We start from the raw sequence: 13363 nt of genomic DNA, 5'->3' as shown, positions 1-13363 counted from the left end.
AGGCCTCGGCCTCAGGCGCAGACCGTCAGCGGCAGGTTGGGTGATCACTACATGCCGAGTGATTCCAGGTTTTAGGAAATCCCCATAATCTCTGCTTACAAGTCTTCATCCTTTGCTTGTTCATGGATGCCAATCATCCTGTTCCCCAGGCCATCAGCCACCGGCAACTGATCACGCTGTTGCAATCAGCCGCTCCCGACGCCCCGATCATCGAAGGTGATGCCGATGAGGAGCGCAATGATGAACTCGAAGAGCTGCTGCGCAGCTACGGACAGGTGAGTCAACGGCTGCTGCAGGCTCTGCAGCAGAGGAATGGAGCCCTGGCCAGGGGACGCAGCCCCAGGCAACTGATGGCGATCGGTGCGTTGCAGGCCCATGTGACCATGGCGCTTCAGGCCCTTTCGGCCAGCCAGGCCTGAGTTCCCGGCTCCAGGATGGGCTACCAGGGCAACACCTCACCGTTGGCATGCCAGAAGGTTCCCGAGTTCTCCAGGGTGAGCTCGTCGATCCGATTCAGCAGCCCTCGCACGGAATCCCGTGGTGCGATCCCCTGGGACGTGAACCCTGTCATCCCTGTGCTCACCATGCCGGGATGGAGGATTCCAACGGCAACCCCGCGGGGCTTCAGGTCGATCGAGAGGGATTTCCCCGCCATGCAGAGGGCCACCTTCGACATCCGGTAGCCATAGGAGTTGCCGGAGGTGTTGTCTTCGATCGACCCCATGCGACTGGTCATCAGGATCACCTTCGAACCTGGCTGCAGCTGGCTCAGCAAGGCACGGGTGAGGCACAGGGGCGCGATCGCGTTCACCTCGAACTGACGGCGGAGGCTGTCGACATCGAGATCCTCCAGAGTGGTTCTCTCGAGGATGCCGGCATTGTTGATCAGCACATCGATCGGCAGACCCTGCAGCCGTTCCACCAGGGCAGTGATCGATGCCGCATCGGTGACCTCCACTCCAGCCTCGATCCTGACATCGAGATCCTGCAGATCAGGAGAAGGATGGCGGCAGACGGCCACCACGGAATCGCCACGGGAGGCGAGCTGTCTGCAGTACTCGAAGCCGATGCCGCGATTGGCGCCGGTGATCAGGACAGTGGCCATAACAGGGGGAGTTCATGCTTTGACAACCCTGAACGTCGATGCAATCGGTCATTCGACGAGCGATTGGGTTGCCTGTGGCATCATCTCACTCGATCCCTTTGTCCTGAACTGCAACAGCGGCGCGCGTCAACCACAACTGGCCTGGTTCTTCAGGGCGCTGGTCGATGCAAGGCCGTGCGGCAGTGTTTGAGGCGCTCGGATGCCGTCCATCACCACAGCATCACCACAGCAATCCCACCAGGAACGCCAGACCTGCTCCCACCGGCCCATAGAAGAAGACACTGGTCATCGCCGCTTCCAGTTCCCGGTCCTGCCGTGGCGAGTAGTGCGCCACCAGCACGAGACTGATCAGCGTGCTCAGCACAAACCCCACGAGAGCGCCCAGCAGTCCTCGTCCCAGTCGCTTCATGCCGGCTTCGGATCGATTTCGTCTCCATCCTCGCTGCGTTCCGCTTCGAAAGTGCGTCCCAGGGGTTCCGCTGCGAGTCCCTCCACATCGCGCAGGTAGCGGGCCAGGCCATCGCTGTTGCCGTGGGTGACATACACCTGGCGGGCGCCGGTCTCCCTGACGGTGCGCAGCAGGCCGTCCCAGTCGGCGTGATCGCTCAGCACGAAGCCGCGGTCGAAGCCACGCCGCCGCCTGGCGCCGCGGACGGCCATCCAACCGCTCACGAAGGCGGTCTGAGGATCTCGGAAGCGCTTCATCCACACCGAGCGGTGCGCCGAGGGGGGGGCGATCACCAGCTTCCCCGCCAGGCTTTCGCCGCGCGGCAGGTCGCTCACGGGCCGGGTGGGCACCATGGCGACCCCCTGCTGCCGGTAGGCGGGCATCAACGCCTGCACGGCCCCGTGCAGCAGCACCTCCTCCTGCACACCAATGGCGGCCAGTTCGGCGAGCAGCCGCTGGGCCTTGCCGAAGGCGTAGGCGAACAGCAGCGATGGCCGCTCCTGGGCCCCCTGCCACCAGTCGCGAATGGCGCCAGCCACCGCCGCGCCGCTCGCCCAGCGGTAGATCGGCAGGCCGAAGGTGGCCTCGGTGATGAACACATCAGCCGGCACCGGCTCGAACGGCGCGCAGCTGGGATCGGTGCAGCGCTTGTAGTCGCCGCTCACCAGCCAGCTCTCGCCGCCGGCCTCCACGCGGATCTGAGCGCTGCCGAGCACATGGCCGGCGGAATGGAACGACACGCGGGCGGCGCCGATGCGGTGCCGTTGCCCGTAGTCGACGGGGATCAGGCGGATGCCCGCGCCGAGGCGCTGACGCAGGATCGCCTCACTGGCGCCGATCGCCCAGTACTCGCCGCAACCCGGCCGGGCGTGATCGGCGTGGGCATGGGTGATCAGGGCCCGTGCCACCGGCCGCCAGGGATCAATCCAGGCCTCGGCGGCCGGGCAGTACAGCCCCTGGGGTGTGAGCCGGAGCAGGCTGTCGGCGGGCAGGGACATCGTGTCGATCAACCTAAGGAAGCCTGTCGATCTGTTGGCAGGTTCCAGTCACTGTCTGCTGATCGATGTCTGGACCATCGTCGCGTTGAATCGTCCATTCACCCTGATAGGCCAGGGTCTGCCGCTGGATGACATGGCGTTCCGCCACGTACTGGGGCCTGTACATCCGTTTGTTCCAGGAGATGTCCCGCTCGGAGATCTTCACGGTGCTGTCCTCGACGATCCCTCCTCCAAGCTCGGCAGGCGGTTCATCGGTGGTGATGGTGCTCGTCACCTCCCCCGTGCCGGGATCCAGCTTCTGGATCTGCTGATGCCTGGGATCGATGCGCAGGGTCATCCGGGACCCGTCGTTCAGCCGGCAGCTCAGGAGGAAGGGCTCCAGCCTCGGTCCTGCCTTGGCGTTGAAGCCTCCCGTGAGCGTCAGCACCAGAAAGGAGGGACCCACCAATCTCCGTAGTCAGTTGTTGATTACTCCCACTGCCATGGCCATGGGCGGATGGATCGGCCGCAAGCTAGTCAGACCCCGTCAGATCGTCAGCCCAGCCGCCGGTAAGCCCTGCGCATGGTGGCCCGGTCTGCTGATCTCCTGTCTGGTTCTCTGGGTGGCCTGGAGCTCCCCGCTTCGATCCCAGCCGTTACCGAGCCTTCCTAAATCGGAGCGGGAGAGAATCGCCGCCGGCACGACCACATTCTCGCTCGATCTTCTGGATCAGCTCTGGCAACAGCCCGGCAATCTGCTGGTGTCTCCCTACAGCCTCTATGCCGCGCTGATGATGGTGGCCCGAGGTGCCGGCGGTGACACGGCCGCAGCGTTGAGCCGGGTCGCAGCTGGTGATGGGGCAGTCGATCTGGCCGGCGGAGCGCTTCACGCTGCGGCCGGCCTTCCTCCAGACCATGGCCAGCAGTTTCGGAGCCAGCATCACCCCCCTCGACTATGCCGGCGATCCCCAGGGAGCCGCCCAGCGCATCAATGCCTGGGTCAGCGAGCGCACCCGCGGCAGGATCAAGGAGCTTGCCTCTGCCGCGCAATTCTCGCCGGACACGCGCCTGTCGTTGCTGAGCACCATCTGGTTTCAAGGTCAGTGGGTGCATGAATTCGACCCGGAAGCCACCCACACGGGATCGTTCTTTCTGCAGGGTGGCGGCACGAGGGTCGTGCCGCTCATGCAGAGAACCGGCTGGTACCGGCTGGGGGCGATCCCGGGCGGCAGGATTCTGGAGATTCCCTATCAGGGGACGAGCTGGGACACACCCAATCACACGCTGCTGATCCTGCTCCCTGACCAACGCGATGGTCTGGCGGCTTTGAAGCGTCGGCTGACCCCGCAGAGCCTGAACAAGGCCCTCGAGGTGATGAAGGAGACGCGGGTGGATTTGATGCCGCCAAGGTTCAAGATGAGGGACCGCCCCGATCTGATTGGAAGCCTCGAGCGGATGGGTCTGGGTGAAGTATTCGGCCCCGGTGCTGATCTCTCGGGGATCAGTGCATTTCCTGATCTTTACCTGTCCAGCGTGCTGCAGGAGGCCACCCTGCGGGTTGATGAAACCGGAACCGAGGCGGCTGCGGCCACGATCATGATGATGCCGGTCGGTGGGCTGGGCGAAGATCCGATCACGCCGTTCCGTGTCGACCACCCGTTTCTTCTGATGATCCGCGATCAGCCCACCGGCACACTGCTTTTTCTGGGTCGCGTGCTGGACCCAGGCGAGCAGGGGTAGAGGCAGGAGCCCAGGCTCACATCTCCGTTCGCTGCTGGCCATAGCCTGGAGGGCAGAAATCAGGCAGGTCAGAAGCTCAATGGCCCCATGGTGTTCTGGACTTCTGGCTGGACTGATGGCGTTGCCAGGGCTTGTCGGGCCTGCTCCCCTGATCGCAGCGCAGGCCCGGCCGATGGCCTGTCCCGCGCCTGTGACCGCCCAGATCGCCGGTCTGTACCGCTGGCAGGTCGCGCGCCAGAACGAGCGGGGGCCGATCGATCTCTCGAGCCAGCGCAGCCGCTTCATGCCAGGGCTGTATGACCAGCTGAGCAAGGCTTATCGGATGAGCCCTGCCGATGGTGGCTTCGTGGACTTTGACGTGTTCAGCGGCACCCAGGCAGCCACCTTCGGAGCCACGGTGGTGGGGTGCGTCCCGGGGAAACAGGGGGCCCTCGAAGCCCTGGTGGACGTGAAGGCGGGCCTGCTCAACCGCGCCCGTGAACAGCCCGTGCGGCTGGGGTATCAGATGCGGCCTGCCCCAGACGGCGACTGGAGGGTCGCCGACATCCGCTATCCCGGTGATCCGGGCTTCCGTCTCTCCTCCTACCTGGCCGACCTGCTGGCTACCCCCTCCCGGGGGCCTACCGGAAGGCCCTGAAATACTTCGGCTCGACGGGTGGTGTGGCGGCCCCACCGCGTTGACGGCGGCAGGATGCGCCCTTAGCCATGGAGCAGGCACCGCTGCATTCCATGGCACTCGACACCCACCGCGAGGAGCTGGCAGCCACCGCTACCGCCCTCGCCCGGCCCGGCAGCGGATTGCTGGCCGCCGACGAATCCACCGGCACGATCGGCAAGCGCTTCGCGGCGATCGGGGTCGAGAACAGCGAGGAGCACCGCCGCGCCTACCGCACCCTGCTGGCCACGGCGCCCGGGCTGGGGGAGTGGATCAGCGGCGTGATCCTTTACGAGGAAACCCTGTTTCAGGACGCCGCGGACGGTGGCTCGATTCTTGATCTGTTCAAGGCCCAGGGTCTGGTGCCGGGCATCAAGGTGGATCAGGGGCTGGAGCCTCTCGCCGGGGGCCTGCCGGGCGAGACCTGGTGCACCGGGCTCAAGGGACTGCAGGAGCGGGCGGCCCGCTACTACGCGCGCGGTGCCCGTTTCGCCAAATGGCGGGCGGTGCTGCGTATCACCGCCGATGACTGCCCGTCGGAGCTGGCCGTACGTGAGAACGCCTGGGGCCTGGCCCGTTACGCCCGCACCGTGCAGGAGGAAGGACTGGTGCCGATCGTGGAGCCCGAAATCCTGATGGACGGCGACCACGACATCGAGACCACCGCTGCGGTGCAGGAATGGGTGCTGCGCCTTGTCTACGAGGCCCTGGCGATCAACGGCGTGTTTCTTGAGGGCAGCCTGCTGAAGCCGTCGATGACCCTTCCCGGCGCCGAATGCCTCCAGCGGCCCACACCGGAGCAGGCGGCGGAATTTACGCTACGCACCCTGCAGCGCTGCGTGCCCGCCGCCGTGCCGGCGATCCTGTTCCTCTCGGGCGGTCTGAGCGAGGAGGAGGCCAGCGTCTACCTCAATGCCATCCACCAGGCTGTTGGTGTTGCGCCCTGGCACCTGGGCTTCTCCTATGGACGCGCGCTGCAGCAGTCCTGCCTGAAGCACTGGGCCGGCCACGACGTGGTATCAGGACAGCAGGCGCTGCTGGCGCGGGCCCGCGCCAATGGCCAGTCGGCCCGGGGAGTGTATGTCGCCGGATCGGAGCCTTCGGATGGCAAGTCGCTGTTCGAGGCCAACTACAGCTATTGAGAGCGCCCACTTGGGGCCGTGTTCTCGTTCCAGCATGGCTTGCACAAGGCCTTGGGAACTAGAGATGAGCGGATCTGATTCACTCACTCACAGTTGCCTTCCTCCACAGCCCCGAGAGAGGCACCGAAGGCTTTTGGGGCAGAATGTCTGTTCGCCTTGCAGGCCGCGCGCCAGCAGTGTGAGCTGGAAGGTTGACAAAGAGGACTGTCTTGCGTCCGGCATGATTCCGTGTTTGCCGTCGCGGCCGAGCCAGCCGAAAAGAACTTGGCGAACCAGGGTGCCGAACAACTCACCGGTGAGCCGATGATCGACACCCAGCGCTGCGTCCTCAACCAAGGCGAGAACTTCGAGCACGTCAAATCCGATGGTCAGGAAGAAGAGTCGTCCGCCATCCAGTTTAGCAGGCCTTGACTGGATAGAGTGCTGTGTTCTCACTATCTTGCTGCTACTTCGGCGCTATGGCAATTAAGAATCTTGTGAAAGTGTTCGGCGACAGTGCCCATCTAAGCGGCACCAAGTCAGCCCAAGTTATATTAATTGCTGAACAGTCTTATGCGGATCCGCATAAGACACTGGGGTTTGGACGCGTCCATCCAAGAACCCATGCCATCACAGGGGTTCGGTATTATTGCCCTTAGGACCGAGGGTTCTTATGCTGCCGGTGGCAGAGGAAAAGGGACTTTATGCGGGTCCGTCCAATTAGCGTTAGCAGCATCCCAGAACGAGACAAGAGTTTCCTCAACGCGCTGAAACTCAACTGGCTTGACCCAGCTGGCACCGAAATAGGGCACAATGATTGGAATTATTCCTGAGTTCTTATGGAAGGCGTTATTGCATTGTTGTTGGGCGGCGCAGGCGGTCTATTCATATGGGCAGTTATAGCCCAGCGAAAAATCTCCAAGCTCCGTAGCAAGTACGCACCCATCACCAATGCTGAAGAGGAAGCTGAGCGAATAAGAAAGCGGTCTTCCGTGCTTCAAGAACAGAGCAAGAAGACGGCAGATTCAATTGTTGCGAAGGGGCAAGCCAAGCTGGAACATCTTGAGCGGGAGGCCGAGAGTATTGGGGAGTCAATATCCTCGCTCCAGTCAAAGCGCGAGGAGGCGCAGAATGAGCTGGACTTTATCAATCAGGCCATCGCCCTGAAAAACGACGACATTCATTTGCTGGAGGTGGGATACTTCGAGGCTGGCTATGACTTTGACGATCTTCCATCCTATGAGGCTGCTCTTCGAAGAATTCGTGAACAGCAGAAGCAAATGCTTCGCATGGATGGCAGCGAGGGAGAGAGAAGTGCTGCTGCATTCTGTTCTGAGACAATTCGATTCAACGATTCGGTTTCTCAAGGGCGCTCAATGATCAAGAAGATTTTAAAACTAATGCTACGAGCTTTCAACGGGGAGTGCGATTCGTACATAGCCAGAGTTACCTATAAAAACATTTCAGCAATGGAAAAACGCATTGAAACCAGCCATGAGCAGATAAACCGACTAGGAGAGTCGTGGTTCTGCAGCATTAGCACCAAGTATCTGGACAACCGGATCGAAGAACTCAGGCTTAGTTTTACCTATGAAGAGGCGAAACAAAAAGAAAAGGAGGAACAGGCCCAGATACGCGAACAGATGAGAGAAGAAGAAAGGGCGATTCGAGAGATTGAAAAGGCTCGAGAGCAAGCCGAGAAAGACGAAGCAAAGTTTGCAGATATGCTTGAAAAAGCCAAAGCAGAAGCGCAGCGAGCGACTGACCAAGACAAGGATAGGCTAAATGAGAAGATTAATAAGCTTGAAGAATTACTAGCCGAAGCAGAGGCCAATCGGCAACGCGCCATTAGTAGAGCGCAGATGACAAGATCAGGGCATGTCTATGTGATTAGCAATGTCGGCAGCTTTGGCGAACATGTCTACAAGATAGGGATGACTCGCAGGATTGAGCCGCTAGATCGTGTCCGAGAACTTGGAGATGCTTCGGTTCCGTTCCCGTTTGACGTTCATGCGCTTATATTCACAGAGGACGCACCTTCACTAGAGAACACCCTTCACAAGCGATTCAACTTACGAAGAATTAACTTTGAGAACATGAGAAAGGAGTTCTTCCGAGTCTCAATCGAAGAGATTCGAGATGAATTATACAAAATCCATCAAGAAGAAGGCGTTCAAGCAGACCTGCGTCTCACGCTGGTCGCCGAAGCAAAGCAGTACCGGCTCAGTGAAGCAAAACGTAAGGAGTTTGAGCGTTCCTATCTTGTCGATGAGCCTGCACGTTTGCCTCCACCTCCACCTCCCGCTCTGCTCGAACAAGATGATCCAGTAGAGACGTAGGGAGTTGCTAACATCAAGATCCAGCGGACGGGAGCGGTGATGCTTTCCCAATCGCATGGATCTTCCGCCCGCCGCTGATCTTGAGCGTTCGAAGGATGCGAGATGTGCAGTGGGAGTCACAATGTAAACCTTTCCACCATAAGATCCGCCGCAGCTTGCTCTGTTAGCAAGTGGCCAGGCGGCCAACTAAATACTCAATGTTTATTGATCTACTGCCCCTAGCATCTTCAGGATCGAGAATGCAATCGGTTGCACTACGCGCGTTCAATCTCACTCGAGCAGCATCTCTGGTTTTTTGCTGCTCTGGGAAATTGATGCAGGCATTGAAAGATCCCGCACGAAATCAATCTCTATCATGTTCGGCCGACAATGGTTCTCGGCCACTCGTGGGAAGACTCTCGTCGTTGCACAGCTTTATTGAGGCCTTGGCAATTTACATGCGAAAGCATTTCCATCCCCTTGAGATATCAAGAGTAATCCCAGCCATCCACGGACCTCAGCCAGCCAAGGGCAACGTCACGGAGAAGACACTCCCGAATCCAGGCGTGGAGTCCACAGAGATTTGTCCGTGATGGCGGCGCACGATCGCGGCCACGATCGAGAGGCCAAGGCCGGTGCCGCCCTGACGGCGGGAACGACCGGGATCACTGCGGAAGAAGCGATCGAAGATGCGTTGTTGATCGGCCGGGGTGATGCCGATGCCGCTGTCTTGCACCTGCAGCACCCCATGATTTCCCTCACGCTTCAGGCTCAGCACCACCTCACCGCCTGGGGCCGTGTATTGAATCGCGTTCTGGAGCAGGTTGGACACGAGCCGATAGAGCTCTGACTCCACCCCCAACACAGTGAGATCGTCTTCACCACCCAGCAGACGCAGTTGCACTTCGGCTGCTGCCGCCGCCTCGCTGGTCTCCTCCAGGAGATCGCGCGCGATCTCAGCCAAGGAGCAGGGCTGCACAGCCGCTGCGGCCTCGGATCCATCGAGCCGGGCTAACAGCAGCAGGTCACTGATCAAACGGCTCAGCCGTTGACCTTGCCCGTAGACCGCCGCCAGCATCTGCTCCCGGGCCATAGCGGCGTCCCAGCAAGTGGTGTAACTCAGGAGGATCAGCCCCGGCGTAGCCGGGGCTGACGGCTCACCTCCCTCAGATTTCAGCTGTGGCAATGGGTGGGCCGGTCTGTGACCCTGTTCGGAGAACTACCACCAAACCGAACACAGACCATGACCCTCACCCATAGTGGCGCCTCCGAGCTGAGCCAGCTCATGGAGGGCACCACCGCTGGCGCCCTGATCCCAGAGATCGTGCGCCGGGGTTTCCAGGACCTGCTGGAAGCCGAGGTTTCTGCCCTCACGGGCGCTCAACTCCATGAGCGCTGCCCCGATCAGCGCTCCACCCATCGCAACGGCTACCGGGAGCGGCTGCTCACCACCCAGGTGGGCGACCTCAGCCTGGCCATTCCCAGGTTGCGGCAGGGCAGCTTCTTTCCCAGCTGGCTGGAGCCACGCCGCCGGGTGGACAAGGCGCTCTACGCCGTGGTGATGGAGGCCTACACCGGCGGGATCTCCACCCGTGTCAAGCGACATCCGCTTTTGGTCCTCCGGCGACACGAAAACTGGTCCACCTGATGGCTTGCTGATGGGGGCCTTACGGCTGCCCTTGGATCGGTGTTTCATCGGTGGGTGTCGTGTCGTTGTTGTTGGCTGCGGCATCTGTGCCGCTTGATCCGGGTTCCCCTTAGGCCTTCTCACCGGGCGGTGGTGGCCGTAGGCCAGCGCTGTCCGGTGAGGAGGAACCGCCCGCCTGCGGGCGGATCAGGCCGCTGCGCCGCTTCTCCCTGAGCCGGTAGCTGTCGCCCCGGATCGTCAGCACGTGGCTGTGGTGCAGCAGCCGGTCGAGGATCGCTGTGGCGACCACCTGATCGCCAAACACCTCGCCCCATTCCATGACGGGGCGGTTGGAGGTGATCAGCACGCTGCCGCGCTGGTAGCAGCGGGAGATCAGCTGGAAGAACAGGTACGCAGCGTTCGGCTCCAGCGGCAGGTAGCCCAGCTCATCGATGATCAGCAGCCGGGTTTTGGCGTACTGCGTCAGCCGGCCCTCCAGGGCGTGCTGCGCCTGGGCCTTGGCCAGGGCGCTGATCAGCTCCATGGCACCGACGTACTGGACGCTGTGACCGAGACGCACCGCCTCCCGGCCCAGCGCCACCGCCAGGTGGGTCTTGCCCACACCCGGCGGCCCGAGCAGCAGCAGGGTGTCGCCGTTGGCCACCCAGCGGCAGGTGGCCAACTCACGGATCTGGGCCGGGTCGATCGACGGCTGGGCCTCGAAATCGAACGCTTCCAGCGTGCGCACATAGGGGAAGCGCGCCAGCCGCAGCGCCATCTCCATCCGCAGCTGGTCTTTGCGTGCCACCTCGGCCGCGCACAGCCAGGCCAGGGCCTCGCGCAGGTTCATCTCCCGCCTTGCCGCTTCCTCCAGCAGCGCATCGAGGCGGTCGCGGATTGCTGGGAGCCGTAGGCGGGTGAGCATTGCCTCCAGCTCCTCGGTCGGTACCGGTGGTATCGCCGCTGTGGATCGGTTGCGTGGGTTGGTGGGACTCATGCCGCCACCTCCCCGATCAGCTCGGCATAAACCGCCAGAGGCCGGGCCAGTTCAGAGCTGCGGACCGGGCGCTGCTCCTGATCACGTCTTGCGTTGCCATCCCGCAGCGATCGCTCCGCCTCGCGCTGCTGCCGTTGCGGCAGCAGGCCCTCCCAATGGCCGTCGATCACCTGGCGGCTGCGGCTACCGGGCCGCTGGCGCCTGTGCTCAGCGACGATCCGGCCGCCGTGGCGGATCAGTACCTGTTGATCGCGCACCAGCACGCTCACCCGCTGACGGATCAGCGCCTGCGGCGCCGAGTACCAGTTCGCCTCCACCTCCACGCAGCAGTCGCTGTGCACGATCCGCACCAGCTCCCGCTCCGCCAGGAACGACGGCTTGGCCTCCAGCGGCTGCAACGCCTGGGCTTCTGCCCGCACAAACCGGTCCAGCGGCGCCTCGCCGGTGGTGCCGTGCACCCGCAGGTCGGCCACCTCGCGGGTCCAGCGCACCAGATGGGCCTCAAACTCCGCCCAGCTGCTGAACTCCCGCCCAGCGATGGCGTTCCTCTTGACGTACGCCACCCCACGCTCGTCCTTGCCTTTGGTTCTGGCCCGGTACGGCCGACAGGCACGGGGCTTGAACCCCCAGTAACGGGCGAACTCCTCCAGCCGCTCGGCAAAAACCAGGATGTTGCGCTCGGGATCGTGCTGGCTCACCAGCGCACGGGCGTTATCCACCAGCACCTCCTGCGGTACCCCGCCCCAGTGGCGGAAACCCTCCTCCAGGGCCTGGAGCCAGTGGTCCTGCTTCTCGCTGCGGAATGCCCGCACCAGCAGCCGGCGCGAGTACCCCAGGGTGAGCACCGCCAGGTGCACCCGCACCCGCTCGCCGCCAATGCTCACCAGGCACTGGCCAAAGTCTGCCTGCAGTTGCCGGCCCGGCGGGGTCTCAAACCGCACCGTCGCCAGGGCCGCGTTGCGCAGCTCCCGCCGCCACGGCTCCACGGCACGCTCCACTGTCCGCAGGCTCACCTCGATTCCCTTCTCACTGGCCAGCTCCTGCCGCACCACATCGGCATTGCCGCGGTGGGCCATAAACCGCTGCCGCAGCCACTCCCGTTGGCCATCGAGAACCGTGTTGCGGCAGGGCTTCCCGTAGGGCTGCCAGCCACCCTGCCGCAGGTACTTGCGCACCGTCTCCGGTGAACAGCCCAGTTCTTTAGCAATCCGCCTCCGGCCCCAACCTGCTGCCGATAGCCGTCGCATCGCCTCCACGTCCTGAGGGGTCTGCACAGCTGTCTCCAGAACCATCGGCTCCAGAGATGGCGCCCCTGCGCTGCCCTTGTCGTCCTGCCTGGCTCGCTCCACGGGGTGGACCAGTTTTCGTGTCGCCTCCGGACCAGTTTTCGCTGTCGCCTGACAACCCGCAAGGTCGACGCCCTGGTGGAGGCGCTGGGCGGGGCCAGCGGCATCTCCAAATCGGAGGTGAGCCGCATCTGCCAGGGGCTCGATGAGCAGGTGAAAGCCTTTCTGGGCCGGCCGCTTGACCATGCCCGCTTTCCCTACGTCTACCTCGACGCCACCTACCTCCACGGCCGCCTGGGCCGAAATATGCAGGTGGTGTCGCGGGCGGTGGTGGTGGCGATCGGCATCAATGCCCTCGGCTACCGCGAAGTTCTCGGCATTGCCGTGGGCGACAGCGAGGCGGAGGGCTTCTGGCGTCAGTTCCTGGGCTCACTCAAGGAGCGTGGCCTCGACGGCACCCGCCTGGTGATCTCGGATGCCCACCTGGGCCTGACGGCAGCGATCAAGCGGATGTTCCAGGGCAGTAGCTGGCAGAGGTGCCGGGTGCACTTCCTGCGCAACCTGCTGAGCCATGTGCCCAAGGCCGGCCAGGACATGGTGGCCGCTGCCATGAAAGCGGTGTTCGTGATCCAGGCTCCAGATCAGGTGCGCGCCCACTGGCAGCGGGTCACCGAGATGCTGCGCAAGCAGTTCCCCGGCGCCGTGCCCGTGATGGAAGCCGCCCGGGACGACGTGCTGGCCTTCCTGCACTTCCCCCAGGAGCACTGGCGCAAGGTCTGGAGCACCAACCCGCTCGAGCGCCTCAACAAGGAGATCAAACGCCGCACCAACGTGGTCGGCATCTTCCCCAATGATCCAGCGATCGTGCGCCTGGTGGGCAGCCAGCTGCTGGAGCAGCAGGAGGAATGGCAGCTGGAGCGTCGCCGCTTCTTCTCTGAGGCCACCATGGCCAAGATCCCAGAGCCAGAAGAGCCCTTGGAGCTCACCGATGCAGATCCGAACGCCCAGCCGGCTGCAACCATCAGCTGAAGCGCACCAGCTTCTACCTCGATCTACACAGAACACATCGATCGCTGAGTTGCCAATTCA

At 62.7% G+C, this 13363-nt stretch carries 13 protein-coding genes and 2 pseudogenes; 8 read left to right on the top strand and 7 right to left on the bottom strand.

Going from position 1 to position 13363, the window contains the following annotated elements; all coding sequences use genetic code 11:
• Positions 1 to 122 precede the first annotated feature (122 nt).
• Entirely contained in the window at positions 123 to 419 is a 297-nt protein-coding gene (locus I1E95_RS01540; RefSeq protein WP_197164773.1) for a hypothetical protein, read from the top strand.
• Between the two features lie 20 nt (positions 420 to 439).
• Here I1E95_RS01540 and I1E95_RS01535 read toward each other — a convergent pair whose 3' ends face one another.
• The 4 genes from I1E95_RS01535 to I1E95_RS01520 all read right to left on the bottom strand — a co-directional run bounded on the left by I1E95_RS01535 (position 440) and on the right by I1E95_RS01520 (position 2996).
• Positions 440 to 1105, bottom strand: a complete 666-nt coding sequence (locus I1E95_RS01535) for an SDR family oxidoreductase (RefSeq protein WP_197164771.1) — start codon at positions 1103 to 1105, stop codon at positions 440 to 442.
• Between the two features lie 220 nt (positions 1106 to 1325).
• Positions 1326 to 1514, bottom strand: coding sequence for a hypothetical protein (locus tag I1E95_RS01530; protein WP_197164769.1), 189 nt, complete (start codon positions 1512 to 1514; stop codon positions 1326 to 1328).
• Positions 1511 to 2551, bottom strand: coding sequence for a ligase-associated DNA damage response exonuclease (locus I1E95_RS01525; RefSeq protein WP_197164767.1), 1041 nt, complete (start codon positions 2549 to 2551; stop codon positions 1511 to 1513). The genes I1E95_RS01530 and I1E95_RS01525 overlap by 4 nt, the downstream gene beginning before the upstream one ends.
• A 13-nt stretch (positions 2552 to 2564) precedes the next feature.
• The gene (locus tag I1E95_RS01520; protein WP_197164766.1) at positions 2565 to 2996 is read right to left on the bottom strand and encodes a hypothetical protein; all 432 of its coding nucleotides are present in this window, start codon (positions 2994 to 2996) and stop codon (positions 2565 to 2567) included.
• 37 nt (positions 2997 to 3033) lie between these two features.
• Here I1E95_RS01520 and I1E95_RS01515 point away from each other — a divergent pair.
• The 5 genes and pseudogenes from I1E95_RS01515 (at position 3034) to I1E95_RS01495 (ending at position 8385) form a co-directional block, all read left to right on the top strand.
• Positions 3034 to 4270, top strand: a pseudogene (locus I1E95_RS01515) (serpin family protein).
• Between the two features lie 172 nt (positions 4271 to 4442).
• Positions 4443 to 4907, top strand: coding sequence for a hypothetical protein (locus tag I1E95_RS01510; RefSeq protein ID WP_231594782.1), 465 nt, complete (start codon positions 4443 to 4445; stop codon positions 4905 to 4907).
• A 92-nt stretch (positions 4908 to 4999) separates the two neighbouring features.
• A complete protein-coding gene (locus I1E95_RS01505; protein ID WP_197166951.1) occupies positions 5000 to 6067 on the top strand; it encodes a class I fructose-bisphosphate aldolase in 1068 nt (355 codons plus the stop codon).
• A gap of 228 nt (positions 6068 to 6295) precedes the next feature.
• Positions 6296 to 6478, top strand: coding sequence for a hypothetical protein (locus I1E95_RS01500; RefSeq protein WP_197164760.1), 183 nt, complete (start codon positions 6296 to 6298; stop codon positions 6476 to 6478).
• Between the two features lie 407 nt (positions 6479 to 6885).
• The gene (locus tag I1E95_RS01495) at positions 6886 to 8385 is read left to right on the top strand and encodes a DUF4041 domain-containing protein (RefSeq protein WP_197164758.1); all 1500 of its coding nucleotides are present in this window, start codon (positions 6886 to 6888) and stop codon (positions 8383 to 8385) included.
• Positions 8386 to 8881: 496 nt separating this feature from the next.
• On the opposite strand, the gene I1E95_RS01490 is transcribed toward I1E95_RS01495, so the two are convergent.
• Entirely contained in the window at positions 8882 to 9457 is a 576-nt protein-coding gene (locus I1E95_RS01490) for a cell wall metabolism sensor histidine kinase WalK (protein ID WP_197164756.1), read from the bottom strand.
• 150 nt (positions 9458 to 9607) lie between these two features.
• Between I1E95_RS01490 and I1E95_RS01485 the strand changes: the two genes are divergently transcribed.
• Positions 9608 to 10012: a transposase gene (locus tag I1E95_RS01485; RefSeq protein WP_197164754.1), complete on the top strand. Its 405-nt coding sequence runs from the start codon at positions 9608 to 9610 to the stop codon at positions 10010 to 10012.
• Between the two features lie 109 nt (positions 10013 to 10121).
• On the opposite strand, the gene istB is transcribed toward I1E95_RS01485, so the two are convergent.
• Entirely contained in the window at positions 10122 to 10988 is an 867-nt protein-coding gene (gene istB, locus I1E95_RS01480) for an IS21-like element helper ATPase IstB (protein ID WP_197163513.1), read from the bottom strand.
• Positions 10985 to 12337, bottom strand: a complete 1353-nt coding sequence (istA, locus tag I1E95_RS01475) for an IS21 family transposase (protein WP_197163515.1) — start codon at positions 12335 to 12337, stop codon at positions 10985 to 10987. The genes istB and istA overlap by 4 nt, the downstream gene beginning before the upstream one ends.
• A 48-nt stretch (positions 12338 to 12385) precedes the next feature.
• Between istA and I1E95_RS01470 the strand changes: the two are divergent.
• A pseudogene (locus tag I1E95_RS01470) lies at positions 12386 to 13303 on the top strand (IS256 family transposase); the annotation flags it as partial.
• Positions 13304 to 13363 lie beyond the last annotated feature (60 nt).

It is taken from the genome of Synechococcus sp. CBW1107, from assembly GCF_015841355.1.
Taxonomy (GTDB): Bacteria; Cyanobacteriota; Cyanobacteriia; order PCC-6307; family Cyanobiaceae; genus Regnicoccus_A.
The sequence above is the reverse complement of the archived record's forward strand: the minus strand, read 5'-3'. Positions and strand labels throughout refer to the sequence as shown.

What these genes read in the sequence shown, in the direction of transcription:
- I1E95_RS01495 (WP_197164758.1), top strand. Translation starts at nt 6,886, where the DNA reads ATGGAAGGCGTTATTGCATTGTTGTTGGGCGGCGCAGGCGGTCTATTC.
- I1E95_RS01485 (WP_197164754.1), top strand. Translation starts at nt 9,608, where the DNA reads ATGACCCTCACCCATAGTGGCGCCTCCGAGCTGAGCCAGCTCATGGAG.
- I1E95_RS01490 (WP_197164756.1), bottom strand. Translation starts at nt 9,457, where the DNA reads ATGGCCCGGGAGCAGATGCTGGCGGCGGTCTACGGGCAAGGTCAACGG.
- I1E95_RS01505 (WP_197166951.1), top strand. Translation starts at nt 5,000, where the DNA reads ATGGCACTCGACACCCACCGCGAGGAGCTGGCAGCCACCGCTACCGCC.
- I1E95_RS01510 (WP_231594782.1), top strand. Translation starts at nt 4,443, where the DNA reads ATGGCCTGTCCCGCGCCTGTGACCGCCCAGATCGCCGGTCTGTACCGC.
- I1E95_RS01535 (WP_197164771.1), bottom strand. Translation starts at nt 1,105, where the DNA reads ATGGCCACTGTCCTGATCACCGGCGCCAATCGCGGCATCGGCTTCGAG.
- istB (WP_197163513.1), bottom strand. Translation starts at nt 10,988, where the DNA reads ATGAGTCCCACCAACCCACGCAACCGATCCACAGCGGCGATACCACCG.
- I1E95_RS01530 (WP_197164769.1), bottom strand. Translation starts at nt 1,514, where the DNA reads ATGAAGCGACTGGGACGAGGACTGCTGGGCGCTCTCGTGGGGTTTGTG.
- I1E95_RS01525 (WP_197164767.1), bottom strand. Translation starts at nt 2,551, where the DNA reads ATGTCCCTGCCCGCCGACAGCCTGCTCCGGCTCACACCCCAGGGGCTG.
- I1E95_RS01540 (WP_197164773.1), top strand. Translation starts at nt 123, where the DNA reads ATGGATGCCAATCATCCTGTTCCCCAGGCCATCAGCCACCGGCAACTG.